Origin of the sequence: Micromonospora sp. WMMD1102 (assembly GCF_029626265.1) — a bacterium.
Lineage (GTDB): Bacteria > Actinomycetota > Actinomycetes > Mycobacteriales > Micromonosporaceae > Plantactinospora.
Window position 1 is genome coordinate 5,371,358 of record NZ_JARUBN010000001.1, and the last position, 26,563, is coordinate 5,397,920.

The following is a 26,563-nucleotide window of genomic DNA, read 5'->3' on the forward strand; positions in this document are numbered from 1 at the left end:
AGCATGCCGAGCTTGCGCATCGCCCTGGCCCAGGTCAACCCCACCGTCGGCGACATCGCCGGCAACGCGGCCCTGATCCGGCAGCGGTCCCGGACAGCCGCCGGAGCCGGCGCACAGCTGGTCGCCTTCCCGGAGATGATGCTGACCGGCTATCCGGTCGAGGACCTGGTCTTCCGGGACTCCTTCGTCGCCGCCTCCCGGGCCGCCCTCGACCGGCTCGCCGCCGACCTCGCCGCGGACGGGCTCGGCGAACTGCCGGTGCTTGTCGGCTATCTCGACGCCGACGGCCCGGCCAGCGCCAACGCCGAGGCCACCCCGGCCCGGGGGCCGCGTAACGCGCTCGGCGTGCTGCACGGCGGGCGGGTGATGGCCCGCTACTTCAAGCACCACCTGCCGAACTACGGGGTCTTCGACGAGGACCGCTACTTCGTGCCCGGTGACACGCTCACGGTGGTCCGGGTCGGCGGTGTCGACGTCGCGCTGACCATCTGCGAGGACCTGTGGCAGGCCGGCGGTCCGTTCACCGTCGCCCGCCGCGCCGGGGTCGGGCTGGTCGTCAACATCAACGGCTCGCCGTACGAGCTGAACAAGGACGACGTACGCCTGCCGCTGGTCCGCCGCCGGGCCGCCGAGGCCGACGCGACGGTGGCGTACGTCAACATGGTCGGCGGCCAGGACGAGCTGGTCTTCGACGGCGACTCGATGATCGTGGCCGCCGACGGCACCCTGCTGGCCCGCGCCCCGCAGTTCGTCGACCACCTGCTGCTGCACGACCTCGACCTGCCCGAGGCCCGCACCGAGTCCTCCGACGGCGGCACCGACCTGCCCGAGGGCCGGGCCGGAACGCCCACCGGTTCCGAGTCGACCCGGGCGGAGCCGGCCGACGCCCCGGAGCGGATGGCGGTCACCCGGATCCGGATCGGCGACGCCCTCCCCGCCCCGGCCGGCCCCCCGGCCACCGGCGGGATCACCGAGCCGGTGGTCGACGAGGGCGAGGTGTGGCAGGCCCTCGTCCTCGGACTGCGCGACTACGTCGACAAGAACGGCTTCCGCTCGGTGGTGCTCGGCCTCTCCGGCGGGATCGACTCGTCGCTGGTCGCCGCGATCGCGGTGGACGCGCTCGGCCCGGAGCGGGTGGTCGGGGTCTCGATGCCGAGCCAGCACTCGTCCGAGCACTCCCGGGACGACGCCGCCGAACTCGCCAAGCGGACCGGCCTGGAATACCGGGTCGAGCCGATCCAGCCGATGGTCGACGGCTTCCTGGCCAACCTGTCGCTGTCCGGGATGTCGGTGGAGAACCTCCAGGCCCGGGTACGCGGCGTGCTGCTGATGGCGCTGTCGAACCAGGATGGCCACCTCGTCCTCACCACCGGCAACAAGAGTGAACTCGCGGTCGGCTACTCCACCCTCTACGGCGACTCGGTCGGCGGCTTCAACCCGCTCAAGGACGTCTGGAAGAGCCTGGTCTGGAAGCTGGCGAACTGGCGCAACGCGGAGGCGGTACGCCGCGGCGAGACGCCGCCGATCCCGGAGAACTCGATCCGCAAGCCGCCGAGCGCCGAGCTGAGCCCCGGCCAGCTCGACAGCGACACCCTGCCGGACTACTCGGTGCTGGACGCGATCCTGGTCGGCTACGTCGACGGCGACCAGGGCCGGGACGACCTGGTGGCAGCCGGGCACGACCCGGAGGTGGTGGACAAGGTGCTCCGGATGGTGGACATCGCGGAGTACAAGCGCCGGCAGTCCGCGCCCGGCTCGAAGATCTCGATCAAGGCGTTCGGTCGGGACCGCCGGCTGCCGATCACCAACCGGTGGCGCGAACGTCCCTGAGCGGCCAGGAGTCTCCTCCCCCGGTGTGAAAACCCGCACTCTTCCCTGCCGTGGCCGCCCCGAGCGGTGGGACGATCGGCGCAGGACCCGGGGACCGCGAACGCGGCCTCGAGGCGAGAGGAGACGACGATGTCCGAGCACCAGATGGCGTCCGCCCCGGCCGAGGTGGCGACGCTGTACGGCGGTCCGGCGACCCGGCGGGTACGCGCCCGTGACCTGGTCGCCGCCAAGGAGCGCGGCGAGCGGTGGCCGATGCTCACCTCGTACGACCAGTACACGGCCGCGATCTTCGAGCAGGCCGGAATTCCGGTACTGCTGGTCGGCGACTCGGCGGCGAACAACGTCTTCGGGCACGAGACGACGGTGCCGGTCACCGTCGACGACCTGCTCCCGCTGGTCCGCGCGGTGGTACGCGCGACCAGTTATCCCCTGGTCGTCGGCGACCTGCCGTTCGGCTCGTACGAGGAGGGGCCGACCCAGGCACTGCGCACCGCCGTACGGTTCATGAAGGAGGGCGGCTGCCACGCGGTGAAGCTGGAGGGCGGCCGGCAGGTGGCGGAGCAGGTCCGGGCGATAAGCGGCGCCGGCATCCCGGTGATGGCGCACGTCGGGTTCACCCCGCAGCGGGAGCACACCATCGGCGGCTACCGGGTGCAGGGCCGGGGCGACGCCGCCGACGAGGTGCTGGCGGACGCGCTGGCGGTCGCCGAGGCGGGCGCCTTCTCGGTCGTCCTGGAGATGGTGCCGGGCGAGGTGGCCAAGCGGATCACGCACGAGCTGGCGATCCCCACCATCGGGATCGGGGCCGGGCCGGACACCGACGCGCAGGTGCTGGTCTGGCAGGACATGGCCGGGCTGCGGTCCGGCCGGATGCCCCGGTTCGTGAAGCGGTACGCCGACCTGTCCGGCACGCTCACCGAGGCGACCCGGCAGTTCGCCGCCGAGGTCCGGGGCGGCGAGTTCCCCACCGCCGAACACACCTTCTGAGCGGTGTAAGGAAGGGCCCCCGCTACAACAGAAAACGCTATGCGGGGGGCCTTCCTTGCACGCGGGTGCGGCGTTGCCGGCGGCTCAGACGTCGGTGACGCGGACTCCCGCGTGCGCCTTGTAGCGCTTGTTGACCGCGATCAGGTTGGCGGTGAACGCCTCTATCTGGTGCGCGTTGCGCAACCGCCCGGCGTAGATGCCACGCATGCCGGGGATCCGCGCGGCGAGTGCGGCGACCAACCCGACCAGCTCGCGGTCCTCGGTGCAGATCAGCACGTCCAGGTCGATCCGGTCGACCTCGGGGTCGGCCAGCAGCGGCGCGCTGACGTGGTTGAAGGCCGCGCAGACCCGGGACTCCGGCAACAGCGCCGCCGCCTGCTGCACGGCGCTGCCCTCCTCGACCGGCAACGGGTACGGCCCCTGCTTGTCGAAGCCGAGCGGATTGACGCAGTCGACGACCACCTTGCCGGCCAGTGGTTCGCGCAGTCCGGCGACGGTGTCCCGGTGCCCGTCCCAGGGAACCGCGATGACGACCACGTCCGACCGGCCCGCCACGTCGGCGTTGTCGCCGCCGGAGATCCTCGCGTCGGCCGGCATCCCGGGCAGGTTACGTAGTTCCTCGGCCACCTGCTCCGCCCGGTCCGCCGACCGGGAGCCGAGAAGAACCGGCTGACCCGCGCGGGCCAGCCGGTAGGCCAGTCCCCGTCCCTGGTCGCCGGTGCCGCCGATGATGCCGACGGTCAGGCCGGTGACGTCCGGCAGCACGCTCGCGTCGTATGCCATGCCGGAATCCTCGCAGATCGTTCGTCGTACCGGCGGTGGCGGGCCGGGCGGGGTGGCGTACCCGGATCGTCACCGCACCGGAACGCCCCGCGGGGCGTTCCGGTGGAAGCTCAACCCATCGTCTTCCGCGCGGTCGACCTGGTGGCCTTTCGCGCCGGCGCCTTCGCCGGAGCCTTCCGCGCCGCGGCCTGCTTGCCGGGCGCCTTCCGGGCGGTGACCTTCTTCGCCGCCGTACCGCTCCGCTTCGTCGCCGCGGTCGTCCGCTTCGCCGGCGCCCGCTTGGCCGGGGCCTTCTTCGCCGTCGTCCGCTTGGCCGGCGCCTTCTGCGCCGCTGTCGTGCGCTTGGCCGGGGCCTTCTTCGCGGGTGCCTTGCGGCCGGTGACCTTCTTGGCCGCCGCCGAGGTGGTCCGCTTCGCCGCCGCGGCCGTCTTGCGCACCGCCGCGGTGGCCTTCTTGCCGGGCGTGGTCCGCTTCGCCGCCGCGGTGGTCTTCTTACCCGCCGGGCTGGTCCGCTTCGCCGGGCTGGTCCGCTTCGCGGTGCCGGCGCGGGCGGTCGCCGCCCGCGTGGTCGTCTTCTTCGCGGTGGCCTTCTTCGCCGGCGCCCGCTTGGCCGGCGACTTCTTCGCCGGTGCCTTCTTCGCCGCCGTCGCGCGCTTGGCCGGGGCCTTCTTCGCGGGTGCCTTCCTGGCCACCGACGAACTGGCGGCCTTGCGGGCCGCGGTGCCCTTGCTGGCACCCACGGTCCGGCTGCGCGCCGCGGTCTTCTTGCCGGCAGCACTTCTCGCTACCGTGCGGGTGGCCCTGGTTGCTTCGGCCATCTCGTGTTCCTCCTTGCGGGACATGCTCTCGGGGGTCTCCTCGCGGAGCACCACGGAGTGTGTCGACGCGGGCTGTCGCCGCGCCGGTCTAGCGCTCCTCCCCGGCCCAGCGGGCGTCCTCGGCGTCCCACGCTTCGTTGCGCTGCTGCACCCGCTGCAACGCCTGCTCCGCGTCGGCCGCCGAGACGTACGGGCCGAGCACGTACCTCGCCGGACAGACGTCGGCACTGGTCTCGACCCGGTGATGGCGGATGCACCAGAAGTACCGCACATCACTCCCGCTGTCGCTCATGGGGTAACTGTGCACGGCGAACCGCCCAGGCGCTACCGTTTCGCGCAAAAAGGCGGAAGGACTTCCACTGTAGAGCCCGTCGGATAACCGGTACCGGGGAAACGGCAAAGTCCCGCCGTTCGGTGGAAAGCATTCTGCGGCAAGGGATTCACCGCCGTCAGCGGCCCGCGAGACGGCCGTGGACCCGCCGGACGGACGGCGGAAAAATTTCCTCCGCCAGTCCGCCCCGATCGGCGCATCATCGCCCTGACCTGCCACTTCGCCGCGAGTAATGGAGCACAATTCGCGGTGTGGGCGGCATGCGATCAGCAGGTGGGACGGGACGGCTCGGCCGGGTTCTGTCAATCGTCGTGTCGGCCATTCTGCTGCTGCTCGTCGGCAGTGCCGCGCACACCATTCTGCGTATGGCGACCGAACCCTCGATCGAGGAGCGCGCCCGACAGGAAGCGGTACGCCAGGCCGCTCTGATCGGTGACGCACTCGTGCACGGCGTCGGCGACACCGCCGCCGAACTCGGGCAGGCCGCCGCGCGCGACGGGCGGGCCGAGGTGATAAGTGTCGACGGCACCGACCGGCGCCGCTCGCCCGGCGTACGGATGGTGTTCCGGGTGCGCGTGGCGATGTCCCGGCCGGCGATGGCCGGAAGCCGGCAGACCGAGGTGCGGATCTGTTTCCGCCAGGTCGTCGACCACGAGCGGGCGGACTTCTCCCGGGTCGAGGTGCCCTGCCCGGACAGCCTGCTGCCCGGGATGACACCGTCGGCACCGCCGAGCGGGACGGTCGACGCACCGGCCTCGCCGGCCGGTGACTGAAGGTGCGGGAGGTCTTCGCGGCAGCGGCGTACGGGGTGCCGCCGGAGCGGCGGGAAAACTCGGTGGCGGGGCGGACCGGGGTGCCGTAGCCTCGCGACGTCCGACTCTTCGAGGAGGTCGACGATGACGAGCACCGTTCTTGGCGCAGTAGCCATCACCGCTGCGACGCGCGGCCGCGCCGCGGACTGACCTCCGCAGGCTCGCTCCAGCGGCTCACGCCGGCCTCCGACGCCGGACGAGCCGTCCACTCCTCGTGTCGTAGCGGTCCCGCTGGCCGCGCGGTCCTTCGCGCCGCCAGCTTCGGCGCCGGTGATCCGGCGCTCCGCCGCACCGCATATCGCGGTCACCGCTTCTTGCGCTGAACCGAGGAGAACCAGTGGATTCCGTGACATCCTTCGTGCCGCTGAGCGCGGCCGAGGGCGGACCGAGTTCTGTCGTCCGTACCGGCCAGATCGTGCGGCGTGCCGCGCGGCCCTGGACGCGTACGGTGCACGCCCTGCTGCACCACCTGGAGGAGGTCGGGTTCACCGGCTCGCCGTGGGTGGTCGGTACCGGCACCGACGGCGACGGGAACGAGATGCTGACGTACGTCGAGGGCGAGATCGTCCACCCCCGGGCCTGGACGGACGAGGGGATCTGGCAGGTCGGCAGGCTGCTGCGCGACCTGCACGCCGCCACCGCGAGTTTCCGGCCGCCGCCGGGCGCGGTGTGGCAGCCGTGGTGGATGCACCGGGAGGGTCCCGACTCGGTGATCGGGCACTGCGACGCCGGGCCGTGGCACATCGTGGCCCGGGCCGGCCGACCGGTGGCGTTCGTCGACTGGACCCTGGCCGGGCCGGTGGACCGGCTCGACGAGGTGGTCGGCACCGCCTGGTGGAACGCCCAGTTGCACGACGACGACATCGCCGAACGCCACCAGTTGCCGGCACCGGCCGACCGGGCCCGGCAGCTACGGCTGTTCCTGGACGGCTACGAACTGCCGGCGGCGGACCGGGTCGGCCTCGTCGACCGGATGGTCGAGTTCGCCGTCCGGGACTGTGCCGCCGAGGCGGCCCGGGCCCGGATCACACCGGAGTCGACCGACCCGACGCCGCTCTGGGCACTCGCCTGGCGGGCGCGGGCCGCCGGCTGGATGATCCGGCACCGTACCCTGCTCGAACGCGCCGTCTCCGGCGGCTGAGCGACGCCGAGCAACCCGGGGCCGTCGGCGCGTCGTCGCGCGCCGACGGCCTCCGGCCCGCCGGTCGGTGGTCGACCCTCAGCGGGTGGGCGCCGCCGCGATCGGCTTGCGCATCCGGACCAGCCGCACGGGTACGCCGTCAGCCGGCTCCTCGACCTGCTCGACCGGCACGAAGCCGGTCCTCTCGTAGAGCGGCCGGCCGGCGAGCGTCGACATCAGTTCGAGGGTGCGGAAGCCCTCGGCCGCGGCGGCGGCCTCGCAACGGGCGAGGATCAGCCGACCGACGCCCCGGCGTGCCCAGTCCGGGTGGGTGTACATCGCGCGCACCTTGGCCGGCTGCCGGGCCGGGTCGAGCAACGCGGGGTCCCGCCCCCGCGAGTGGTCCCCGCCGTAGAGGGTGGCCCGGCGGCTCCAGCCGCCGCAGCCGGCGAGCCGGCCGGCCGACTCGACCACGAAGTACGTCCCGTCGTCGATCAACTGGGTGTCGATGCCCATTATCGAGCGGCTGGAGGCGATCTGCGCCTCGTCCAGGAAGCCCCGCTGCAACTCGGTGATCGCGGCGTCGATCAGCGGCAGCAGCTCGGGTACGTCCGCGTGCCGGGCGAGACGGCTGGTGAGCATCTTGCGCCCTCCTCGCGGGTGGCCGGTGTCCGCCGTCATTGAACCAGCCCGACAGCATGCTGGTCGGAGCCGGTGCCGGCCCGGGGCGCCGGGATGCCGGTGGTGCGGGCGGCCGGGGCGGACATGTCCCGTCCGGCGACTGTCGAGCTGCCCCGGCTGTGCTCCCGGTCCGGCCGACACACCCGGAACGTCACTCCTCGGCCGAGGAGCCACGGGACGACCGGCCTGGTCAGCGCCCCGGCCGACGACAGCCGGAGTCGCACGCCGCACCCGTGCCTCCGGTCGACCCGTCCGGGCGAGACGCGGCGGTGGATGATGGGACGCGTCGATCGTCGGTAATGAACGCATTCGGGGGGATCAGAATGGACACCGCCCACTCCGTCCACTCACCACCCGAATCGGTGTCTTCCGCCCCGCCACGGTCGCCCGGTCCCGGCGCCGCCTCCCGGGCCTCCCGGTTGGGCTGGCTGGACGCGTTGCGGGGGATCGCGGCACTCGTCGTCGTCTTCGACCACTCGTCGTACGCCTTCCTGGCGGAACTGCGCCCCCAGGTGATGGCGCACCTCAACACCAGCAGGTACGGCATCCTGGTGTTCTTCCTCGTCAGCGGTTACATCATCCCCGCCTCGCTGGAACGCAGGGGCTGCGTCCGGACGTTCTGGATCGGCCGGGTGTTCCGGATCTACCCGCTGTGGGTGGCGGTCGTCGTCGCGGTCCTCGTCGGCGGCCTGCTCGGCGTCGCCCACATCCGCGACTTCGGCGAGCAGAGCGTGGCCACGGTGGCCCTGGCCCACGTCAGCATGCTGCAGGAACTGCTCGGGACGCCGAACCTGCTCCTCGTGCTCTGGACGCTCTCCTACGAGATGGCGTTCTACCTGCTGGTCGTGGCGCTCTTCACCGTCCGCCTGAACCGGGGGTCGACGACGGTCGCCGCCCTGCTGGCCGTACTCGCCGCCGTGAGCGTGGCGGCCGGGCTCACCCTGCCCGCGTCGGCCCTCTCCGACAGGGTCGGCACCGGTCCGCTGGTCGCGGTGGCCTCGGTCGCCATGCTGGTGGCGATCTGCTGCGCCAGTGCCCGGCCGCGCCCGCTCCGCCTCTTCGGTGCCCTGCTGGGCGGCGTACTCGCGCTCGTCCTGGTCCTCTTCAACGGCACGGTGCCGATGTGGGAGGGCCTGGTCATCCTCGCCGTCATGTTCCTCGGCACCGCGATCTACCGGGCCGAGCACGGGCAGAGCGACTGGCGGGTCGTCGCCGGCGCCGCCGCCGTGGTGCTCGGCTGCGGAGTGGGCAGCGCGTACGCGTTCGGCGACGGGACACAGTTCACCCGACGCGGCTGGATCGCGGGCTTCCTGTTGGCGATGCTCACCTTCGGGATCGGGCTGGCGTTGCGACACCGCCGGATACCGGGCTGGTTGACCGGCCTGGGAACCATCAGCTACTCGGTCTACCTGGTGCACCCGGCACTGCTGGCGGTGACCGACGGCACCATCGGCCGCTGGCAGCAGAACAACCCGGTACTCGAAGTGGCGTTCTACGCCGTCCTGATCCCGCTCTGCGTGCTGACCTACCGCTACGTCGAGTCGCCCGGCCAGGCGTGGGGTCGAAGGCTGGCCCGCCGCTTCCGACCGCCCGCCGGAACCCGCAGCGCAGCTCGCGGGCGCGCTCCTCGTGGGCGGTGCCGGGAATGCGGTGTGGTCGGAGCCTGCCGAGCGGCACACTGCACGGATGACCGCCCCACCACCGGTGCCGACCGAGCATGACGACCGCTGGATCCTCCCGTTCCGGGGCCTGGTGGTCACTCGGATCAGGGTCGGTTCCGCGTTCGGGCTCGACCTTGGTGAGGTGGCCGGGGTGCGGATCAGCAACGTCGCCAGACTGGGCTGGGTCAACCTCGCCGACCGGCCGGACGAGGTCCGGCTCGACCCGGAGCACCAGGACGTCGCGGCAGGTCTCGTGCTGTTCGGCAGCACCGTGCTGTCGGCCGTCGCGTTCAAGTCCGGCGGACTGCGGCTCGTGTTCGGCGACGGCCACCTGCTCCGGGTCGCGCCCCATCCGGGCCGTGCGGCGTGGACCGCCACGGGACCGGACCGGACGCTCGTGACGAGCATGCCAGGCGGCGACCTCGCCGTCCGCCGAGACTTCCGGGCGACCTGATCAGGGGTCTTGTATCTCAAGCCCCTTGAGATCGCATAGTGGGCGTCGTGGACATGAACGAGCTGTACGGCATCGGGGATGTCGCCCGGCGGACCGGCCTCAGCGTCAGCGCCGTCCGGTACTACGCGGACGTCGGCGTCGTCACGCCGGCCGTCAGCACTCCGGCCGGTCACCGCCGGTACGACGTGGCTGCCATCGCCCGGCTGGAACTGGTCCGGACGCTACGGGAGCTGGACGCCGGCCTGGACGAGATCAGGCGGGTGCTGGCCGGCGAGGCGACACTGCGCGAGCTGGCCGCCACCCACCTGGCCCTGCTGGCGCGGCAGGAGGCGCGGCTGCGCAGCCGTCGCGCGGTGCTGTCGGCCATCCTGCGGCAGGACTCCACGGCCGAGCAGGTCACCCTGATGCACAAGCTGGTCGGCATGTCGGACGAGGAGCGCGACCGGCTGATCGACGGTTTCTGGACCGAGGTTTCCACCGGCTGGGAGCCGCCGGAGCGGATGGTCGAGTGGTGGCGAGCGGCCCGCCCGGAGCTGCCCGAACATCCCACCGCGGCACAGTTGGAGGCGTGGATAGAGCTGGCCGAGCTGGTCCGGGACACCGAGGTCCGGCAGGCCGTGCGCCGTGAGCTGTCCGAGGTGTGCTCCACCGGGGCCGGGCCGCTGATGACCTCGTCGCCGATGTTGGACACCCTGGAGGCGGCCACGCCGATCGGTCAGGCGGCGATGGACGCGGCACGGGAGCGGGTGCCGCCGGACTCGCCGCGGGCGCGGGAGGTCGCCGACCGGTGGATCGGGTGGCTGACCGGCATCTTCGCGACACCGGACAGCCCCGGGATGCCGGACACGCCCGAGTTCCGCCGACAGGCGGCCGAGCACATGCTGACGGCCGCGGAGTGGGACCGTACGCCGCCGGAGCCGGCGGGACCGTTCGACCGGTACATGGCGCTGGTAGCCGCCGTGAACGACGTGCCGCCGGAGCGGTTCCCGTTCGAGTGGCTGGCCGCCGCGCTGCGTGCGTCCGTCCCACCGGCTCCCTGATCGGCGGTACACGGCTAAGCCGGTCGGCCTACCCCTGGTCAGCTGCTCAACCGCCATCGATCGAGTCGTCGGTGCACGCGGAAAGCCGGCCGCGAGGTGCGACTCAGGAGCTCCGGCCGGCCACTGCCTCGACGGCTTTTCCGGCAGGCGGATAGGCGTCGCGCAGACGTTGCACGGTCGCCGTCACAACGGCACGGACGTCCGTTTCGCGCAACGGGGCGGAGACCAGCGCCGAACTGAACGAGAAGCCCTCGACCAGTGCGAACAGCAGGAGTGCCTCGCGGTGCAGCGCCTCCTCGTCGATCGTGCGGTCGGCCAGCGCGTCGCGCAGCAAGGAGCGGATCACCTCCGCGCCCGTGAAGGACGTCGCGGCGATCTCGGCCGCGAGCTCCGGGTCCGTGCGCGCCATCACACGGTATTCCACGAAAGCGGTGTGCTCCCGGCGCTCCTGCTCGCTTGTCGGCGCGGCGAATGCGATCACGTCCGTGATCCGGACCACCGGGTCGTCGGACATCGTCGTGGCGCGACGCACGATGCGCTGCACGAGGACGTCCAACGTGAAGCGCATGACCTCGCGGACAGTGTCGCCGAAGTAGTGCCGGATGCTCCCGATGGCCAGGCCGGTGCGTGCGGCGATCCGGGCGAGGGTCACCGAGCGGATCCCGTGCGCGACGATCTCGTCGATCACCGCGTCGGCGATCTGCTCTCGGCGGACATCCGGGTCGACTCTCTTGGGCATGATCCCATCCTAGTCTCTTTCTAGCATTACCGTGCTACACTTTTTAGCATGAGCATGCTAGAGAGGCTCGCTGCAGCGCACACGATTCGCGATCGGCCTTCCCGATGCGTCGACTGCGACGGTCGATGTCGATCACATGTCGGGCCGGGCCTCGCTCTACCGGAACGACCGGCACGTGCAGACCTCCGACATGCCGGTCCGGTTCCCGCTCGGACCGGACCGCATCGAGGTCGCCGCGAGCAGGTACGGCATGCAGCGCATCCACCTGGTCAGCGCGGACGGCAGCCAGCGACGCCTCGATCCCGCGCCAGGGACGCCCGAACACTGGCGCACCCAACTCTCCCGCCGGTATCCCGGGGTCGGGCGCGCCCTCGCCAGGTTCGCCGTCATCGTGCTGACGACGAATCTGGTCCTCCTCGCCCCGCAGCTGCTCGAGGTGGTCACCCACCTGCCGCTCTGGGCTGACCGCTTCGCCCCGTTCGTCTCCCCCGTCGACCTGCCGGGATGGGCGAACACGGTGCTCACCGTCGCCGCCGGCCTCGCCGGGACCGAACGAGCACTCACCTTCCGCCGGCACCGGCTCCTGAATGCCGAGACCGACGCGATCGGAAGCTGACCCCCCGCACCGACCGGTCACGTCGCCGCCCTGTCGAGCATCTCGACGCCCACGCCCCGAGAACGATCCGTCAACCGCCGCCGCGCCCTCGTACCCGACCGCGGCCTGGCAGAGGAGAAACGCATGCGATCACATCCCCGGCTCCCACATCGGTCCCGACATCTCGGAACCGTGCTCGCCGCGGCCGCCACGGCCGTACTCCTCCTACTCACCGGGTGCACAGCCGCTTCTTCGCCGGACCCGGGCGCGGACCTCGGCGGCTACCTCGGGCAGAAGCTCGACTGGGTCGCCTGCAAGGACACCGCTACGAGCCCGGCGGACGCCAAGCTGTTCGCGAACCCGGCGCTCGAGTGCGCCTCGGTCGAGGTTCCGCTCGACTACGACGAGCCGGAGGGCGAGCGGGCGCAGATCGCGCTCACGCGCCTCTCCGCCACGGGCGGGGCCGAGGGCTCACTGCTGGTCAACCCGGGCGGGCCCGGAGGGTCCGGCACCAGCTTGATCGCCTCCACCCTGCCACTGTGGCAGGCGAGCCCCGTAGCCAAGCGCTTCGACATCGTCGGCTTCGATCCTCGCGGGATCGGGTCGTCGACCCCGGCCCTCGACTGCTACACCGACAAGGAGTACGACACCGGCGACGTGCCGCGGTTCGGCGCGGTGTACGACATCACGAGCGCCGAGCAGGCGGTCGAGCTGGCCGAGCGCTGCGCGGACGGCTCCGGCGGCATCGCGAACCTGGTGAACGCCGGGTCCACGAGCGTGGTGCGCGACATGGACATCATCCGAGAGGTGCTCGGTGACGACAAGCTGAACTACCTCGGCTACAGCTACGGCTCCGAACTCGGCGCCATGTACGCCACGACGTTTCCCGAAAAGGTCCGCGCGATCGTGCTCGACGGGGCAGTCTCGCCCGCTCTGACGGCGAGCGGGTTCCGCGTCTCCCAGTTCGCCGGCCTGCAGGCACGGTTCGACGACCTCGCCGCACTCTGCGCGGAATCGCCCGACTGCGTTCTCGGCCCCGACCCCGCGGCGGCGAACGACCGCCTGCACGAGATCGTCCAGCCGCTCGTCGAGGCACCGGCGGCGACCGCCGACGGCCGGTACCTGAGCGTCTGGGACGTCTACCTCGGCATCAGCGGTGGGCTGTACTCCGAAGCGAGATGGCCCGTACACATCTCCGCCCTGACCGCGCTCGACGCGGGCAGAGCCGACGAGATGCTCGCGCTGCGCGACACCTTCTACGGCCGCACGGCGGACGGCGCCTACAGCCTGGACTTCGACACGAACATCGCGGTGCGCTGCATGGACAGCCCTCGCCGGACGCCGGAGGAACAGACCGCGCTGGCACGCGAGATCGGAAAGGTCGCGCCGATGTTCGACCTCGACACGTTCACGGCGGGGAGCTACCACAGCGAATGCGAGGCGTGGCCCGCGCCGCCGACCCGCGGCGAGCCCTGGCTCGCCGATGTGGAAAGCCTCCCCGAGACGCTCGTCGTGTCGGTCACCGGCGATCCCGCGACGCCGCACGAGGGCGGCATCGCGATGGCGCAGGCTCTCGACGGAAGCCTGCTGACGGTCGACGGCAAGCAGCACGGCGCCTACCTCCTCGGCGGCAGCGAGTGCGTCGACGACGTGGTCGACGCATATCTCCTCGACCTCGAATCCCCGCCCACCGGCGCCCGATGCAGCCTGTGACACGCTCGACTCCAGGTGGCCGCCCGGCGGTGCTGGGGGATCGGGGTTCCTGTTCTGGCGCTGATCACTCCCGGAGCCGAGCCACCGGCGCGGGTCAGCGTTCGTCGACCCGTTCGGCGATCGCCCGCCCCAGCTCCGCCGTCGTCCCGGTGCCGTGCAGGTCGGGGGTCAGGGGCGCCTGTCCCGGCCCGTACGCCAGGACGTCCTCGACCGCGCCGAGCAGGTGGGCGGCGGCCTCCGGGTGGCCGAGGTGCTCGAGCATCATCGCGCCGCACCAGATCTGGCCGACCGGGTTGGCGATGCCCCTGCCCGCGATGTCGGGGGCGGAGCCGTGCACGGGCTCGAAGAGACTCGGGTGCTTCCGCTCGGGATTGATGTTGGCGCTCGGGGCGATGCCGAGCGTGCCGGTGCAGGCCGGGCCGAGGTCGGAGAGGATGTCGCCGAACAGATTGCTGCCCACGACCACGTCGAACCACTCCGGGTGGAGCACGAACTGCGCCGCGAGCGCGTCGATGTGGAACCTGTCGACGCGGACGTCGGGGAACCGCTCGGCCATCGCGGCCACCCGCTCGTCCCAGTACGGCATGGAGATGGAGATGCCGTTGCTCTTGGTGGCGGACGTCAGGTGCCGCTTCGGGCGGCGGCTCGCCTGCTCGAAGGCGAAGCGCAGGACCCGGTCGACGCCGACGCGCGTCATGACCGTCTCCTGGAGGACGGTTTCCCGGTCGGTGCCCTCGAAGATCCGCCCGCCCACGCTGGAGTACTCGCCCTCGGTGTTCTCCCGGACGACGACGAAGTCGATGTCGCCCGGTTCCCGGCCGGCCAGCGGGCTGCGGACCCCGGGCATCAGCCGGCAGGGGCGCAGGTTCACGTACTGGTCGAAGACCCGCCGGAACTGTATGAGGCTGCCCCAGAGTGAGACATGGTCGGGTACGACCGCCGGCCAGCCGACCGCGCCGAAGTAGATGGCGTCGTAGCCGCGCAGCGTCTGCTCCCAGTCGGGCGGCAGCATCGTGCCGTGCCGCTGCCAGTAGTCGGCGCTGGCGAAGTCGAAGCTGTCGAACGAGAGCGTCAGGCCGAACCGGGCGGCGGTGGCGCGCAGCGCGTCGAGGCCGGCGGGGACGACCTCCCGGCCGATGCCGTCGCCGGGGATGACGGCGATCCGGTGCGTGGTCACGGCACGATCCGGCTGCGTGGTCACGGCAGCATCCGTTGCGTGGTCACGGCACGATCCGGTTGCGTGCTCGCGACACGATCCGGTCTCGCGGTCACGGCGCCTCCCGGAGCGCCGCGAGACCGCCCTGCGAGTCCTCGACGGCGATCCGCTCCGCGGTGCCGGAGTCGCCCGCGCGCAGCGCGCGGACCAGGGCGCGGTGGCTGGTGTACCGCTCCAGGCCGAACGTGTCGTCCTCGGCCACCCGTCGCAGCAGCAGTTCGCGGCGCTGCGGGCGGGAGAACACCCGGCTCTGCTCGAGCATCCGGACCAGCACCGGGTTGTGCGCGCAGGCGCTGACCGTGTCGTTGAACTGCTGCATGGTGTCGAGCAGCTCGGTGAGGTGCCGCTCGACCGGTCGGCCCTGCGCGCCCCGCTCCTTGAGGAGGATCAGCAGGTCGTCGGCGCGGTCGAGGATGGCGTCCAGCGCGTCGAGCTGGTCGGCGGTGGCGTGTCGGGCGGCGAAGCGGGCGACGAGGCCGCGCAGGCCGACCTCCACCTCCGCGAGGTCGTCGATGGCCGCGTCGCGGATGGCGGCGACCAGCACCGTGCGCGGCCCGATCCGCTCGATCAGCCCGTCGAGCTCCAGCCGGCGCAGGGCCTCCCGGACCGGCGTGGGGCTGATCGCGAGCCGCTCGGCCATGCCGCGCTCGGTCACCTTCTCCCCCGGCGGAAGCTCGCCGGTGGCGATCGCGGTGCGAACTCGACGGTACGCCTGGTCGGCGAGCGTCCCGGCTGTGGTCATGGATGGCACTCTAGCGCATGAGATAGCAAGACTGTTTGCAACTGTTGACGAGTTTGCTACAGCAATTTAACGTGACCGGGGACACAGGGGGTGGACGGGTGTCCAACCGGCGGATCACGTTCTTCATCGCCCTCGCGCTGTTCGCGCAGGAGTCGACGTGGAACTTCTATGACAATCAGGTGCCCGTCCTGCTCCGCGAGCACCTGGCGAGCGCGGCGCTGGTGGGCGCGCTGATGGGGATGGACAACCTGCTGGGGATCTTCGTCCAGCCCTGGATCGGCAACCGGTCGGACAACACCCGGACCCGGTGGGGGCGGCGCATCCCGTACCTCGCGGTGGGCATGCCGCTGGCCGCGCTGGTCTTCGTACTGCTGCCGTGGACCACGTCGCTGGCCACGCTGGTCGCGGTGATGTTCTGTTACGCGCTGATCGCCAACACCACCCGACCGCTGGCCGAGTCGCTGGTGCCGGACTTCCTGCCCCCGGAACGACGCGGCCGGGCGAACGCCGCCGTGAAGATTGCGACCGCGCTGACCATCATCGTCGCGTCGCTGATCAGTCTGCTCGTGGTGGACGAGCATCCGAAGGCGGCCTTCGTCCTCCCGTCAGTGATCATGCTGGCCGCCACCGTCGTGCTGCTCGCCAACGTGCGCGACAGCCGATCGAGGGGCTACCAGGCAGCGGTCGCCGAAGACGCGGCCGCCGGTCCCGCCCCGGCCGGCCCGGCGCTGCGGCAGATCGTCGCCGGTCTGGTCACCGACCAGGACCGCCGCCGGCTCCTGCTGCTGCTGACCGTCCTGCTCTTCGGCGGGGCATGGTTCGCCTCACGGTCGCTGATCACCCCGTACGGGATGGAGGCGCTGGGCCTGAGCCGCGGCGAGGCCGGCGGACTCACCCTGCCCAGCGGCATCGCCTACGTGGCCGCCGCCTATCCGGCCGCGCTGCTGGCCGAGCGCTTCGGACGGCTGCGGACCATCGCCGCCGGCATGATCGTCTTCGCCGCCGCGCTGGCGGCGGGCACCGCCGCGCAGACGGCCACCGGCACGGTCGTCGCGTTCTGTCTGGCCTCCGTCGGCGCCGCCGCCTTCACGATCAACGCGGCGGTGGCGCTGTGGAACCTGGCGCCGTCCAGCCGGGTGTTCGGCGCCTACACCGGGCTGTACGCGGTCACCTGGTACCTGGGCGGCTTCGGCGGCCCCGCCCTGATCGGCGCGGTGGTCGACCTCGTCGGCTGGGACGGGATGCTGCTCTACATCGCCGCGCTCGCCATGCTCGCCGTCCTCGTCGTCGTACGCCTCGGACGTCTCCAGCGCCTGCACCGGGCGGCCCGAGCCACCACCCTCAACGGAAGCGAATGATGTCGACCATCCTCGTCACCACCGACTACCTCGCCCCCGGCGACGAGGTGGACACCTACCTGACCGGCCTCGGCTTCACGACCCGACACGACCCCATGCGTGGCGCACGCCGGCCGGAGCAGCTGATCGCGGCGCTGGCCGGCGTCGAGGGGGCGCTGATCGCCAACGAGCCGATGACCGCCGAGGTACTTCGGCGGGCAACGGAGCTGCGCGCCGTCGTGCGTACCGGGGTCGGGTACGACTCCGTCGACGTGGCGGCGGCCGGCCGACTCGGGATCAGCGTGAGCAACCTGCCCGGGATCAACGCCAACGCGGTGGCCGAGTACACCATCGGGTTGCTGCTCGCCCAGGCCCGGTGCCTGGTGCCGATGGCCGCCGCGGTGGCCGCCGGCCGCTGGCCCCGCACCGACGGCCGCGAACTGCGCGGCAGGACGCTCGGCCTGATCGGGCGGGGGGCGGTGGCCCGGCAGGTGGCGCCACTTGCCGCCGCCTTCGGCATGACGGTGCTCTGCACCGGCAGCCTGCCCGCGCCGGTCACCCGGGTCCCGCTCGACCAGTTGCTGCGGGACTCCGACTTCGTCTCGGTGCACACCGCGCTGACCCCGCTCACCCACCACCTCGTCGACGCCGCGGCGCTGGCCCGCATGAAGCCGGGCGCACACCTGATCAACACCGCGCGCGGGCCGATCGTCGACGAGACCGCCCTGGTCGACGCCGTCCGGTCCGGCCGGCTGGCCGGTGCGGCCCTCGACGTCGTGGACGTGGAGCCACTGCCGGCCGACAGCATCCTGCGCGGCGTCGACGGCATCACGGTCTACTCGCACATGGCCGGGCAGACCGCCGAGGCCCGGCTGGCCGCCGGGATGGAGGGCGCCAGGGAACTCGTCGCCGCCCTGGACGGCCGGCCCGCCCACTCGCGCACCGACCCGAACTCGCGCACCGACCGGAACTCGGGCACCGAAGCGAATCCACGCACCGAGCTGAACTCGCGCACCGAGCTGAACTCGCACACCGACCTGAACTCGCGCACCGACCTGAAGGAGCCGGCATGAGCACGCGGACAGCGGACGCCGATGTACTGGTGATCGGCGCGGGCCTCGCCGGGCTGGTGGCCACCGCCGAACTCGTCGCCGCCGGCCGGTCCGTGCTGCTGCTCGACCAGGAGCCCGAGCAGAGCCTCGGCGGCCAGGCGTTCTGGTCGTTCGGCGGGCTGTTCCTGGTGGACTCGCCGGAGCAGCGCCGGATGGGCATCCGCGACTCCCCCGAGCTCGCCTGGCAGGACTGGCAGGGCAGCGCCGGGTTCGACCGACCCGAGGACGCGTGGCCACGGCGTTGGGCCGAGGCGTACGTCGACTTCGCCGCCGGTGAGAAGCGCGGCTGGCTGCGGGGCCTCGGCATCAAGCTGTTCCCCGTCGTCGGCTGGGCCGAGCGCGGAGGCTACGACGCCACCGGGCACGGCAACTCGGTGCCCCGCTTCCACGTCACCTGGGGTACCGGGCCGGGCGTCCTCGAACCCTTCGTCGCGACCGTGCGGGAGGCGGCCGGACGCGGCCTCGTCCGGTTCGCCTTCCGGCACCGGGTCGACGCGCTGACCACCAGCGGCGGTGCCGTGGTGGGCGCCTCGGGCCGCGTCCTGGAGCCGAGCGAGACCGCCCGCGGCACCGCCAGCTCGCGGACGGAGATCGGGGACTTCGCCTACACCGCGCAGGTCGTCATCGTGACCTCCGGCGGCATCGGCGGCAACCACGACCTGGTCCGCCGCAACTGGCCGGAACGGCTCGGCACCCCGCCCGCACACATGATCAGCGGCGTACCCGCGCACGTGGACGGCCGGATGCTGACCATCACGCAGGACGCCGGCGGTGCCGTGATCAACCCCGACCGGATGTGGCACTACGTCGAGGGCATCCAGAACTGGAACCCGATCTGGGACGCGCACGGCATCCGCATCCTGCCCGGGCCGTCCTCCGTCTGGCTCGACGCGCGCGGACGCCGGCTGCCGGTGCCGCTCCATCCCGGATTCGACACCCTCGGCACGCTCGCCCACCTGCGCGGCACCGGCCACGACCACAGCTGGTTCGTCCTCACCCAGAAGATAATCGAAAAGGAGTTCGCGCTCTCCGGCTCGGAACAGAACCCGGACCTGACCGGCCGCAGCGTCAGGCAGGTCCTCGGCCGCCTCCGTGCCGGCGCGCCGGCACCGGTGGAGGCATTCAAGCGGCACGGCGCCGACTTCGTCGTGGCCGACCGGCTGGACGAGCTGGTGAAGGGCATGAACGCGCTCACCGCCGAGCCGCTGCTGGACCCGGTCGACATCCGGCGCACGATCGAGGCCCGCGACCGGCAACTGACCAACAGCTTCACCAAGGACATGCAGATCGCGGCCATCCGCAACTTCCGCAACTACCGGGGCGACCGGCTGATGCGTACCGCCGCGCCGCACCGGTTCCTCGACCCGTTGGCCGGGCCGCTGATCGCCGTACGCCTGCACGTGCTCACCCGCAAGACGCTGGGCGGCCTGCACACCGACCTCGACGGCCGGGTGCTGGACGGAGCCGGGCAGCCGGTGCCGGGACTCTACGCCGCCGGCGAGGTCAGCGGATTCGGCGGCGGCGGTATGCACGGCTACCGCGCGCTGGAAGGCACCTTCCTGGGCGGCTGCCTCTTCTCCGGACGCCAGGCAGGCCGCGCCGTGGCCAGCACCGTCGCATGACCGGCCCGTACCCGCGAAAGAAGGAAACCGTGACCCGCGACTCCGTACGCATTCTCGTGCCCTCCGGCATGCTCGGCTCGGGATTCCCGCCCGAGATCGTCGACCGTGGACTGGACCTCGGCGCCGACGTCATCGCCCTGGACGGCGGGTCGACCGACTCCGGCCCGTACTATCTGGGCACCGGCACGGCCAAGACCACGGCGGCGGCGGTCGCCCGCGACCTGCGGCTGCTGCTGCGGGCGGTGGCGAAGGCGCGGATCCCGCTGATCGTCGGCTCCTGCGGCACCAGCGGCACCGACTCCGGGGTGGACTGGGTCGCCGGGATCGCCCACGGCATCCTGGCCGAGGAAGGGCTGGAGCTGCGGGTGGCCACCATCTACAGCGAGCAGCGGGCCACCGACCTCAAGGAACACCTCGGCCAGGGCCGGATCCGTCCGCTCCCGCCTGCCGTCGAGCTCGACCCGGCGACGCTGGAGAGCTGCGAGCACATCGTCGCGATGATGGGGCACGAGCCGATCGCGGAAGCGCTGGCGGGCGGGGCCGACGTGGTGCTGGCCGGGCGGGCCACCGACACCGCCGTCGCCGCCGCCTTTCCGCTGATGGCGGGCATGCCGGCCGGCCCGACCTGGCACGCCGCAAAGATCGTCGAGTGCGGCGCGCAGTGCACCACGAACCCGCGCTCCAGCGGGGTCTTCGCGACCGTCGATGCCACCGGCTTCACCATCGAGCCGCTCGACCCGGCCGTCGCCTGCACGCCCACCTCGGTCGCGGCGCACATGCTCTACGAGACCGCGGACCCGTTCTCGATGCGGGAGCCGGCCGGCACGCTGATGGTCGCCGACGCCACCTACCGGGCCCTGGACGAGCGACGGATACGCGTGGAGGGTTCCCGGTTCGAGCCGGCCCCGTACACGAACAAGCTCGAGGGGGCCCGGATCACCGGCTACGAGACGATGTCGTTCACCGCCATCCGCGACCCGCACATCCTCGGCCAGATCACCACCTGGGCGGAGCTGCTCCGCCGGGTCACCGTGGACCGGGTCACCCAGACGCTCGGGCTGAGCACCGACGACTACGCCTTCGACATCCGGCTCTACGGCTACGACGCGGTGCTGGAGGCGGCAGACCCGGACACCCGGCCGCCCCGAGAGGTCGGCGTGATGCTGCTGGTCCGTGCCGCTGACCAGCAGACGGCCACGGCCGTCGCGAAGATCGCCAATCCGCTGATGCTGCACCTGCCCACGCCCGACATGGACTATCTGCCCAGCCTCGCGTTCCCGTTCTCACCCGCGGAGACCGAGCGCGGGGCGGCGTACGAGTTCGTCCTCAACCACGTCGTCGAGGTCGACTCGCCCACCAGCCTGTTCCGCATCCACCTTCCGGAGGGCAGCGATGTCCGGTAACGCCAGTCCCCGTACCGTCGCCGATCTCGCCCTGGAGGTCCGGTCGAAGAACGCCGGCCCGTTCTGGGTGACGATGGAGCTGTTCATGCGCGACGCTGCCGGATACGCCGTGGTGGCCGACCCCAGCTTCCTGGACGCGACGGTGATCGCGCGCCTGTACGGCGTACCGGCCGACACCGTCCGCATCTTCCGGATACCCGGACTGAACGTCGTCAAGATATCGTTCCCGCGTCCCGTGGCGCAGGGCAGCCTGCGCGACCGCGACATCCACGCCGGGCAGCATCACGTGCCCCTGGCCGTCCTTCCACTGCCGGAGATGTCCTGACGACGACGGCGGTGGGCGTGGTGGTGTGCCGGCGCGGAACGCGCGGAACGCTGACCGGCTTCGGGCCGGCGGTGTCAGCGGCTCGCCGACGACCCCGGCGAGTGGCCAGCCAGGGCAGCGACGCTGGTCAGGAAGCTGGAGTTGCCTTCGGCGAGAGTGTCGGACGCTCGGTGCCCTGTGCGGTTCGAGGCAGTGACGTTGCCGCTGGAGTGGTCGCCGGATGTTTTCGGAACCGGTGCTACCGGGTACAAATCGCTCCACCGCTGGTAACCGAAGCGCGTTGCCGAACGAAGGGGTAAGCAAGAATGAGCACGAGAAGTTCGTTCCGGGTCACCGCATCCGTTCGCGGCCAGGGCGAGGCGCGGCGATGAGCGGCGCTCGGGGAAACCCGGCCACGGTGGAAGACTGCCTGCGGGTCGGTGCCGGCTTCTCGCAGGGCGACCGGAACTGGATCGCCGCGGAGTTCACCCCGCTGGACGCGCGGCTGGCCGCCTTCCCGGCGGACGGGACCGAACTCGAGGTGTCGGTGAAGGACCGGGAGGCCAAGGGGCAGAAGATCACCCTGGAGTGTTGGATCGCCGGCCGCCCGAAGATCGTCACCACCTCGTCCGAGGAGGATCTGAAGGCCGGCCTGCACGACGTCCGGGACGACCTCCGACGTCGGCTCAACGACGCGAAGACCCGGCAGGAGCCCCGGCGCAACCGGCATCTGCGCGACACCGGGCTGCCCGAGCCCGAGCCGCTGGAAGAGACCGCCCTGTTGGCCGGTGACGAGCCGGCGGGCAAGACCGACGAGCCGGTGAGCAAGACCGAACCCACCGCCTGAAAACCTGCCGTTCCGCCGGTCACGCCGTGACCGGCGGGACGGCGGTAGGTCCGGCCCGGCGCGTCGTCAGACAAAGCGCCGTCTCGACCAGTCCGGGCACCCCGGACGGTGATATCGCCAACTGTTGACCATCAACGCCGAAAACGCCAGCGGCGCCGACCGGGGGACCCCCACTTTCGCGGCTCCGCGCACCAGCCGTAGCTTCGCGTCGTACCTGATCTTCTCGAATTGCCGAGCCGAGTTGCCATACTTGAAGAACCCGGCCCATCCGCGCAGGAACGCGTTGATGTCCTGCACGATCCACTCCACCGACAGCAGCAACCGCGACCGGACCGTCAACGGCCGGACCCGGTCGCGGGCGTGCCGCATGGCCTTGTTCGCGGGCCAGCGGGCCAGGAAGGTGACTTGCTTGCCGCTCGTGCGGGCCCGGGCGCGCACCAGCCGGTGGTGGAAGCCGAGGAAGTCCACGCCTTCCCCACCGACGGCAAGGTACACGATCCTGGTCTTGGCGTCCTCCGGCTTCAAACCCAGGTCGGCCAGCAGGTCCCGAAGCCGCGCCAATGCGGCCTCGGCCTGCGCCCGGGAGGCGCACATCACCAGCAGATCGTCAGCGAACCGGACCAACACCCCATACGCTCGCACGTCCCACGCCCGATCGAGTCGGTGCAGGTAGACGTTACAGAGCAAAGGCGAGATCAGCCGGGCGATCCGTTTGCGGGAGTGTCGCCGGCCCTGCGCGCGCAGTTCGGCGTGCACCCGTGGATAGCCGTAGGTGCCGGCCGAAGCGTCATGCACGTCAGCGATCCGTTCGGCCAGCTCGGTGTCGACCCGCCGGCGGGGCGACAGGCGACGGGCCGGCGGCGCGGTGCTGGTAGTAGGCGGCCCTCGAGACCTTCAACAGCTCACAGGCACGCTCCACGTTACCCTGCTGCGCCTTCTCCGCCTCGTTGAACGGGTACACGTTCACCGGGTCTCCTTCGCGAAGAAAGCCGTGGCCCGCTTGAGGATGTCCACGTCCTCGCGCAGCCGACGGTCCTCCTGCCGCAACCGCGCCAGCTCTTCGCGCTCCGCGCTGGCCAGCCCGTCGGTACGTGTGCCGGCGTCGAGGTCGGCCTGTTTGACCCAGTCCCGGACCGCCGTCTCGGTCAGGTCGAAGTCCTTCGCGACCTGACCGACCGTACGGTCGGCCCGCCGACAGCATCCCAGCGTCGAAGCCAAGAGGGCACTGGAACAAGCCCTCGACGACCATGACCGACACGTACAGAGCGAAGCGGAATGGCGGCTACGCACAACACGGAGTCATTAGGTGATCTTAAAGAGGTCGAATCCACCCTGATCGCCGCCGCAGCATCCCAGGAACGCGATCCCGCAGGTCCGCCGGTCCGCCGGTCGGTGCCGCCCCCACAGCCGCAGCCGGGCGGCTCGGCTGTTCTCGACGGTACCGACAATGCGGTTCGCGCCGCTGGCGGCCGGGTAGCAGCGAGGGCCTGGGTCTGGAACTCGGTGAGTTCGTTGATCGTGTGCTCGGCTGTGCTGCCGATCGCCGTTACCGCAGCCGGGGCTCGACCAGGTGGGCCAACCGGGTCGCCAGCCGGCAGCCGAGTTCCGCTTCCCCGCCGACCGCTGTGACGTCCACCCGGGCCGACGTACCGACGCCGAGGCCCACCCGGCAGCCACCGGTCACGTCCCTCACCGTCGCGGCGGGATGTGTGCCGATCGTCGACGAGTCGCGCGGGCCATCCAGGTCGGCCAACCCGTGCTCGTCGAAGATCTCCACCCCGACCGAGAAGCTTCCCCGCAACGTCGTACCCTCGTGGCGCCAGCGACAGACCCGCGCCGCGCCGACCTTCTTCGCGGTGCCCCCGCTCAGGTCCAGTGTGCTCGCGGCGTCGGCCGAGACCAGCCCGCACGGGTCGACGTCGGCAAGCGGGCCGCTTCCGGCGTCCGGTGCTTCGGTGACGGGTTGGCCGCTCCGGTCTGCCGTCCGCGGCACGGCGTCGGTGGTGGCTTCCGGAACCGGAGCCGGGACATCGCCGATCGTGCAGCCTGCGAACAGCCACAGGGCCATCGCCGACACCAGCAGCGGCCGAGCCGATCGCTTCACCGGAGCCGCAGCCCAGCGCAGGTAACCAGCGGTGTTCATACCGCCACGCACCAACTGCCGTCGCGTACGTTGAAGGGCGTCGGAACGCCCTCACCCGTGCTGTCCGCGATGGCGATGACCACCGTTGCGAGGTCGGCGCGGATGATCTCCGTCCTGCCGATGGTCCAGGTCGCGTCCACGTCGCCCGCCGCGTCCCGGTTTGTTTCGAACAACACGCCAGGGCCGGTCTGCCTGCACGTCAGCTTCGTGGCCGCCGCCTCGTCACGGTTGTTCACCGCATCCACGTAAGCCTGTGCGGTGGTCTTGAGGTCCTCCGCCGAGGTAGCAGCGCCGGCCTGGTTGCCGCCTTCTGGCCCGGCGCCACCACCCGAGCCGCGGAACAGCAGGTACCCGCCGACCCCGACGACGCCGACGACAAGCAGCAGCATGACGGCCGCGGCACCGACGACCACGCCGATCCAACTCCGGGACTGCCGGGGAGGACTCTGCTGCCACGGTCCACCCGGCTGACCGGCGGGGCCGTAGGGGCCGCCCGGCCCGGGATACGGCTGATTCTGGTTGACCTGCGGCGGATAGCTCACGATTACTCCATGACGTCGGGAAGAGCGGTTCCACACCGCTCCACGGCGCACCGGCCGGATCGACCCCCGTGCGGACGGCCTTCCTCGCAGAGAGCATGGAATGGCACGCTAGCCAAGCACGCACAGGCTTCTAATCAGCTTCAGGGGCAATCCAACTGGGTCTGCGGCAGGTGAGGCCGGCAGGAAGCCGCGATTGTCTATGCTGCGGTCGTGCTGGCTGATCCGAGTGTGCGGCGGGGAGACGGTGGCGACGCGGGCTGACCCTCCGCGAACAGCAGGTGCCTGCCCACCCGGGTATCCGGTCGTTCGCGACGCGGTCGCAGGCGGACCTGGCCGCCCGGACCGTCACCCTGGGGCTGCATCAGCAACGGATCCCGGCTACAATGCCTGCCCCGGGCTCCGCAACCTGCTGGTGCCGGCAACGGAGTCGTAAGGACCCTGTCGCGGCGGCGGAACGGCGACCCGTCACCAAGCTTCTCCTGTCGGGGCGCATCCGGATGCCCTCGTCCCTCCAGCTCACATCGCCGTCCACACCGACCCGTAGTACCTGCCCGAGCCGCAGCCCGGCGCCGTAGGCCCTTCGGCAGAAGGCCCTCGCCCTGTGCTACCTCGGCGCCGCCGTGAGGAAAGCCTCGCGTCCGAGCTCCGGAAGGCCCCAGGAAGCGGAAGGTCGCTGGAGGAGGTCGTCGCCCTCGACCTGGCTGGCCGGCGGGATCGCCAACGGCGACTCTAGTCATCAGCCCGGGTGGGCTCTCGATGAAGGAGACTGTGCGAATGGAAAACACAGCCGTCGACGAGTTCGAGGTCGAAATCGACCAGGATGCCGTAAGGCGGGCCAGGGCGAGGGTCCTGAGGGCGACGGCCCTGTCCGCGTGGGTGAGTCTGGTAGGCGCGGGGATCATCGCCGCCCTGACGGCCGGACTCCTCACGACCGCTGGCCCGGTCTTCCTGCTCAACGCGGTACCGGCGCTGCTTCTAGGCGCGAGTGGGGCGCACAACTTACGCAGGCGCCGCAACCTGCGCGCCACCTGGTCACGCCAGGGCATCGCGCCGGTGGCGATGCGGCTGTCCGGTGCCGGGCTGCGGCTCAGCATCGACGCGGCACCCGACTCGATCTTCCTGCCGTGGTCCACCGTGCAGGGCGTCCGCCTGGTTCGCCGGCGCGGTCAGCAGCTCCTTGTACTGGATCTCGCGCCGGGCGTCGGGCCCGGCTCTCCCGGGGTAACCGGCCTGGAGCACCCGGACGTCCAGCGCGTGCTGAATAGCAAGGTGCTGGGTGTCAAGGGGCTCCGGACCGCTGTACGGGTGCTACGCCAACCGGTCTCCGCGATCGACCAGGCGCTGGCGGCCCGCACCGGTGGTCGGGTCCGCGTCCGTTAGCCCTGCTCGTTCAAGCGCCCAGCGCTCAGGGGGCGGTTGCCCAGCGGCCATGAGTGATCGGAAGCTCGGCGTCGCCTGCCGGTGTGAGTCCGGTCCGGGTAGTCGCCAGGGAGCCCGGTAGCAGGCTGGCGGCGTCGAGGGAAACGCTCGGCGTCGAAGCGAAGCGTCAAAGGCCTTCGTTCTGCCCACAGACGTGCTTCTTGCCGGCGTACAGGCCGTCGTAGTGCTCACGTTCACCGACCGGGGCGACGAACCGTCGGCCAGGACGCCGTCACGCTGGGCACGTTCGAGCTGGTCGTCGACCTCGGGTCGGGTCACCCAGCGCAGGATCGGGCCCAGGATCTCGTGGTA

General features: G+C 71.5%; 29 protein-coding genes. 16 read left to right on the forward strand and 13 right to left on the reverse strand.

Annotated elements, in window-relative coordinates; genetic code table 11:
* Nucleotides 1-3: 3 nt before the first annotated feature.
* Both O7626_RS24005 and panB read left to right on the forward strand, forming a co-directional pair.
* The gene (locus O7626_RS24005) at nt 4-1,830 is read left to right on the forward strand and encodes an NAD+ synthase (protein ID WP_278063362.1); all 1,827 of its coding nucleotides are present in this window, start codon (nt 4-6) and stop codon (nt 1,828-1,830) included.
* 144 nt (nt 1,831-1,974) lie between these two features.
* Nucleotides 1,975-2,817: a 3-methyl-2-oxobutanoate hydroxymethyltransferase gene (panB, locus tag O7626_RS24010; protein ID WP_278066290.1), complete on the forward strand. Its 843-nt coding sequence runs from the start codon at nt 1,975-1,977 to the stop codon at nt 2,815-2,817.
* Nucleotides 2,818-2,901: 84 nt separating this feature from the next.
* Here panB and npdG read toward each other — a convergent pair whose 3' ends face one another.
* From npdG to O7626_RS24025, 3 genes are all read right to left on the reverse strand, one after another.
* Complete coding sequence (gene npdG / locus O7626_RS24015; RefSeq protein ID WP_278063363.1) at nt 2,902-3,600, reverse strand: NADPH-dependent F420 reductase; 699 nt, start codon at nt 3,598-3,600, stop codon at nt 2,902-2,904.
* A gap of 110 nt (nt 3,601-3,710) precedes the next feature.
* The gene (locus O7626_RS24020; RefSeq protein WP_278063364.1) at nt 3,711-4,469 is read right to left on the reverse strand and encodes a histone H1; all 759 of its coding nucleotides are present in this window, start codon (nt 4,467-4,469) and stop codon (nt 3,711-3,713) included.
* A gap of 37 nt (nt 4,470-4,506) precedes the next feature.
* Nucleotides 4,507-4,710, reverse strand: a complete 204-nt coding sequence (locus O7626_RS24025) for a hypothetical protein (RefSeq protein ID WP_278063365.1) — start codon at nt 4,708-4,710, stop codon at nt 4,507-4,509.
* Nucleotides 4,711-5,060: 350 nt separating this feature from the next.
* Here O7626_RS24025 and O7626_RS24030 point away from each other — a divergent pair, with 350 nt between their 5' ends.
* Together O7626_RS24030 and O7626_RS24035 are read left to right on the forward strand one after the other, a co-directional pair.
* Nucleotides 5,061-5,522, forward strand: a complete 462-nt coding sequence (locus O7626_RS24030; RefSeq protein WP_278063366.1) for a hypothetical protein — start codon at nt 5,061-5,063, stop codon at nt 5,520-5,522.
* Between the two features lie 376 nt (nt 5,523-5,898).
* Nucleotides 5,899-6,702, forward strand: coding sequence for an aminoglycoside phosphotransferase family protein (locus O7626_RS24035; RefSeq protein WP_278063367.1), 804 nt, complete (start codon nt 5,899-5,901; stop codon nt 6,700-6,702).
* Nucleotides 6,703-6,780: 78 nt separating this feature from the next.
* On the opposite strand, the gene O7626_RS24040 is transcribed toward O7626_RS24035, so the two are convergent.
* Nucleotides 6,781-7,323 (reverse strand): GNAT family N-acetyltransferase, encoded by a 543-nt coding sequence (locus O7626_RS24040; RefSeq protein WP_278063368.1) that lies wholly within the window; start codon nt 7,321-7,323, stop codon nt 6,781-6,783.
* Between the two features lie 35 nt (nt 7,324-7,358).
* Nucleotides 7,359-7,586 carry a hypothetical protein gene (locus tag O7626_RS24045; RefSeq protein ID WP_278063369.1) on the reverse strand — a complete coding sequence of 76 codons (228 nt, stop codon included), beginning with the start codon at nt 7,584-7,586 and terminating at the stop codon, nt 7,359-7,361.
* Between the two features lie 138 nt (nt 7,587-7,724).
* Here O7626_RS24045 and O7626_RS24050 point away from each other — a divergent pair, with 138 nt between their 5' ends.
* From O7626_RS24050 to O7626_RS24060, 3 genes are read left to right on the forward strand one after another with little or no spacing between them, the layout of a single operon-like run.
* The gene (locus O7626_RS24050; protein WP_278063370.1) at nt 7,725-9,083 is read left to right on the forward strand and encodes an acyltransferase; all 1,359 of its coding nucleotides are present in this window, start codon (nt 7,725-7,727) and stop codon (nt 9,081-9,083) included.
* Nucleotides 9,049-9,477, forward strand: a complete 429-nt coding sequence (locus O7626_RS24055; RefSeq protein ID WP_278063371.1) for a DUF6188 family protein — start codon at nt 9,049-9,051, stop codon at nt 9,475-9,477. The genes O7626_RS24050 and O7626_RS24055 overlap by 35 nt, the downstream gene beginning before the upstream one ends.
* A gap of 47 nt (nt 9,478-9,524) precedes the next feature.
* The gene (locus O7626_RS24060) at nt 9,525-10,517 is read left to right on the forward strand and encodes a MerR family transcriptional regulator (protein ID WP_278063372.1); all 993 of its coding nucleotides are present in this window, start codon (nt 9,525-9,527) and stop codon (nt 10,515-10,517) included.
* A 103-nt stretch (nt 10,518-10,620) separates the two neighbouring features.
* Here the strand turns inward: O7626_RS24060 and O7626_RS24065 are convergent, their stop codons facing one another.
* Complete coding sequence (locus O7626_RS24065; RefSeq protein ID WP_278063373.1) at nt 10,621-11,205, reverse strand: TetR/AcrR family transcriptional regulator; 585 nt, start codon at nt 11,203-11,205, stop codon at nt 10,621-10,623.
* Between the two features lie 187 nt (nt 11,206-11,392).
* Between O7626_RS24065 and O7626_RS24070 the strand changes: the two genes are divergently transcribed.
* Nucleotides 11,393-11,872: a hypothetical protein gene (locus O7626_RS24070; RefSeq protein WP_278063374.1), complete on the forward strand. Its 480-nt coding sequence runs from the start codon at nt 11,393-11,395 to the stop codon at nt 11,870-11,872.
* 123 nt (nt 11,873-11,995) lie between these two features.
* Nucleotides 11,996-13,564: an alpha/beta hydrolase gene (locus tag O7626_RS24075; protein WP_278063375.1), complete on the forward strand. Its 1,569-nt coding sequence runs from the start codon at nt 11,996-11,998 to the stop codon at nt 13,562-13,564.
* 94 nt (nt 13,565-13,658) lie between these two features.
* Here O7626_RS24075 and O7626_RS24080 read toward each other — a convergent pair whose 3' ends face one another.
* The gene (locus O7626_RS24080; protein WP_278063376.1) at nt 13,659-14,765 is read right to left on the reverse strand and encodes a tartrate dehydrogenase; all 1,107 of its coding nucleotides are present in this window, start codon (nt 14,763-14,765) and stop codon (nt 13,659-13,661) included.
* A gap of 67 nt (nt 14,766-14,832) precedes the next feature.
* Nucleotides 14,833-15,522 carry a GntR family transcriptional regulator gene (locus O7626_RS24085; RefSeq protein WP_278063377.1) on the reverse strand — a complete coding sequence of 230 codons (690 nt, stop codon included), beginning with the start codon at nt 15,520-15,522 and terminating at the stop codon, nt 14,833-14,835.
* Nucleotides 15,523-15,620: 98 nt separating this feature from the next.
* Between O7626_RS24085 and O7626_RS24090 the strand changes: the two genes are divergently transcribed.
* From O7626_RS24090 to O7626_RS24115, 6 genes are all read left to right on the forward strand, one after another.
* On the forward strand, nt 15,621-16,880 hold the full coding sequence (locus O7626_RS24090; protein ID WP_278063378.1) for an MFS transporter: 1,260 nt from the start codon (nt 15,621-15,623) through the stop codon (nt 16,878-16,880).
* Nucleotides 16,880-17,932 (forward strand): phosphoglycerate dehydrogenase, encoded by a 1,053-nt coding sequence (locus O7626_RS24095; protein WP_278063379.1) that lies wholly within the window; start codon nt 16,880-16,882, stop codon nt 17,930-17,932. The genes O7626_RS24090 and O7626_RS24095 overlap by 1 nt, the downstream gene beginning before the upstream one ends.
* Nucleotides 17,929-19,593: an FAD-binding dehydrogenase gene (locus tag O7626_RS24100; RefSeq protein WP_278063380.1), complete on the forward strand. Its 1,665-nt coding sequence runs from the start codon at nt 17,929-17,931 to the stop codon at nt 19,591-19,593. The genes O7626_RS24095 and O7626_RS24100 overlap by 4 nt, the downstream gene beginning before the upstream one ends.
* A 29-nt stretch (nt 19,594-19,622) precedes the next feature.
* Nucleotides 19,623-20,996 (forward strand): acyclic terpene utilization AtuA family protein, encoded by a 1,374-nt coding sequence (locus O7626_RS24105; protein ID WP_278063381.1) that lies wholly within the window; start codon nt 19,623-19,625, stop codon nt 20,994-20,996.
* The gene (locus O7626_RS24110; protein WP_278063382.1) at nt 20,986-21,321 is read left to right on the forward strand and encodes a DUF4387 domain-containing protein; all 336 of its coding nucleotides are present in this window, start codon (nt 20,986-20,988) and stop codon (nt 21,319-21,321) included. Before O7626_RS24105 ends, O7626_RS24110 begins: the two co-directional genes overlap by 11 nt.
* Nucleotides 21,322-21,688: 367 nt before the next feature.
* Nucleotides 21,689-22,147 carry an HPF/RaiA family ribosome-associated protein gene (locus tag O7626_RS24115; RefSeq protein ID WP_278063383.1) on the forward strand — a complete coding sequence of 153 codons (459 nt, stop codon included), beginning with the start codon at nt 21,689-21,691 and terminating at the stop codon, nt 22,145-22,147.
* 66 nt (nt 22,148-22,213) lie between these two features.
* Here the strand turns inward: O7626_RS24115 and O7626_RS24120 are convergent, their stop codons facing one another.
* From O7626_RS24120 to O7626_RS24140, 5 genes are all read right to left on the reverse strand, one after another.
* Nucleotides 22,214-22,942, reverse strand: a complete 729-nt coding sequence (locus O7626_RS24120; RefSeq protein WP_278063384.1) for a reverse transcriptase domain-containing protein — start codon at nt 22,940-22,942, stop codon at nt 22,214-22,216.
* 1 nt (nt 22,943) lies between these two features.
* Nucleotides 22,944-23,114: a hypothetical protein gene (locus tag O7626_RS24125; protein ID WP_278063385.1), complete on the reverse strand. Its 171-nt coding sequence runs from the start codon at nt 23,112-23,114 to the stop codon at nt 22,944-22,946.
* Nucleotides 23,111-23,365 (reverse strand): hypothetical protein, encoded by a 255-nt coding sequence (locus tag O7626_RS24130; RefSeq protein WP_278063386.1) that lies wholly within the window; start codon nt 23,363-23,365, stop codon nt 23,111-23,113. Before O7626_RS24130 ends, O7626_RS24125 begins: the two co-directional genes overlap by 4 nt.
* Before the next feature lie 328 nt (nt 23,366-23,693).
* Nucleotides 23,694-24,290, reverse strand: coding sequence for a DUF3558 family protein (locus O7626_RS24135; protein WP_278063387.1), 597 nt, complete (start codon nt 24,288-24,290; stop codon nt 23,694-23,696).
* Nucleotides 24,287-24,703: a hypothetical protein gene (locus O7626_RS24140; RefSeq protein WP_278063388.1), complete on the reverse strand. Its 417-nt coding sequence runs from the start codon at nt 24,701-24,703 to the stop codon at nt 24,287-24,289. The genes O7626_RS24135 and O7626_RS24140 overlap by 4 nt, the downstream gene beginning before the upstream one ends.
* A 903-nt stretch (nt 24,704-25,606) precedes the next feature.
* On the opposite strand from O7626_RS24140, the gene O7626_RS24145 reads away from it, so the two are divergent.
* Nucleotides 25,607-26,212 carry a hypothetical protein gene (locus O7626_RS24145; protein WP_278063389.1) on the forward strand — a complete coding sequence of 202 codons (606 nt, stop codon included), beginning with the start codon at nt 25,607-25,609 and terminating at the stop codon, nt 26,210-26,212.
* Nucleotides 26,213-26,563 lie beyond the last annotated feature (351 nt).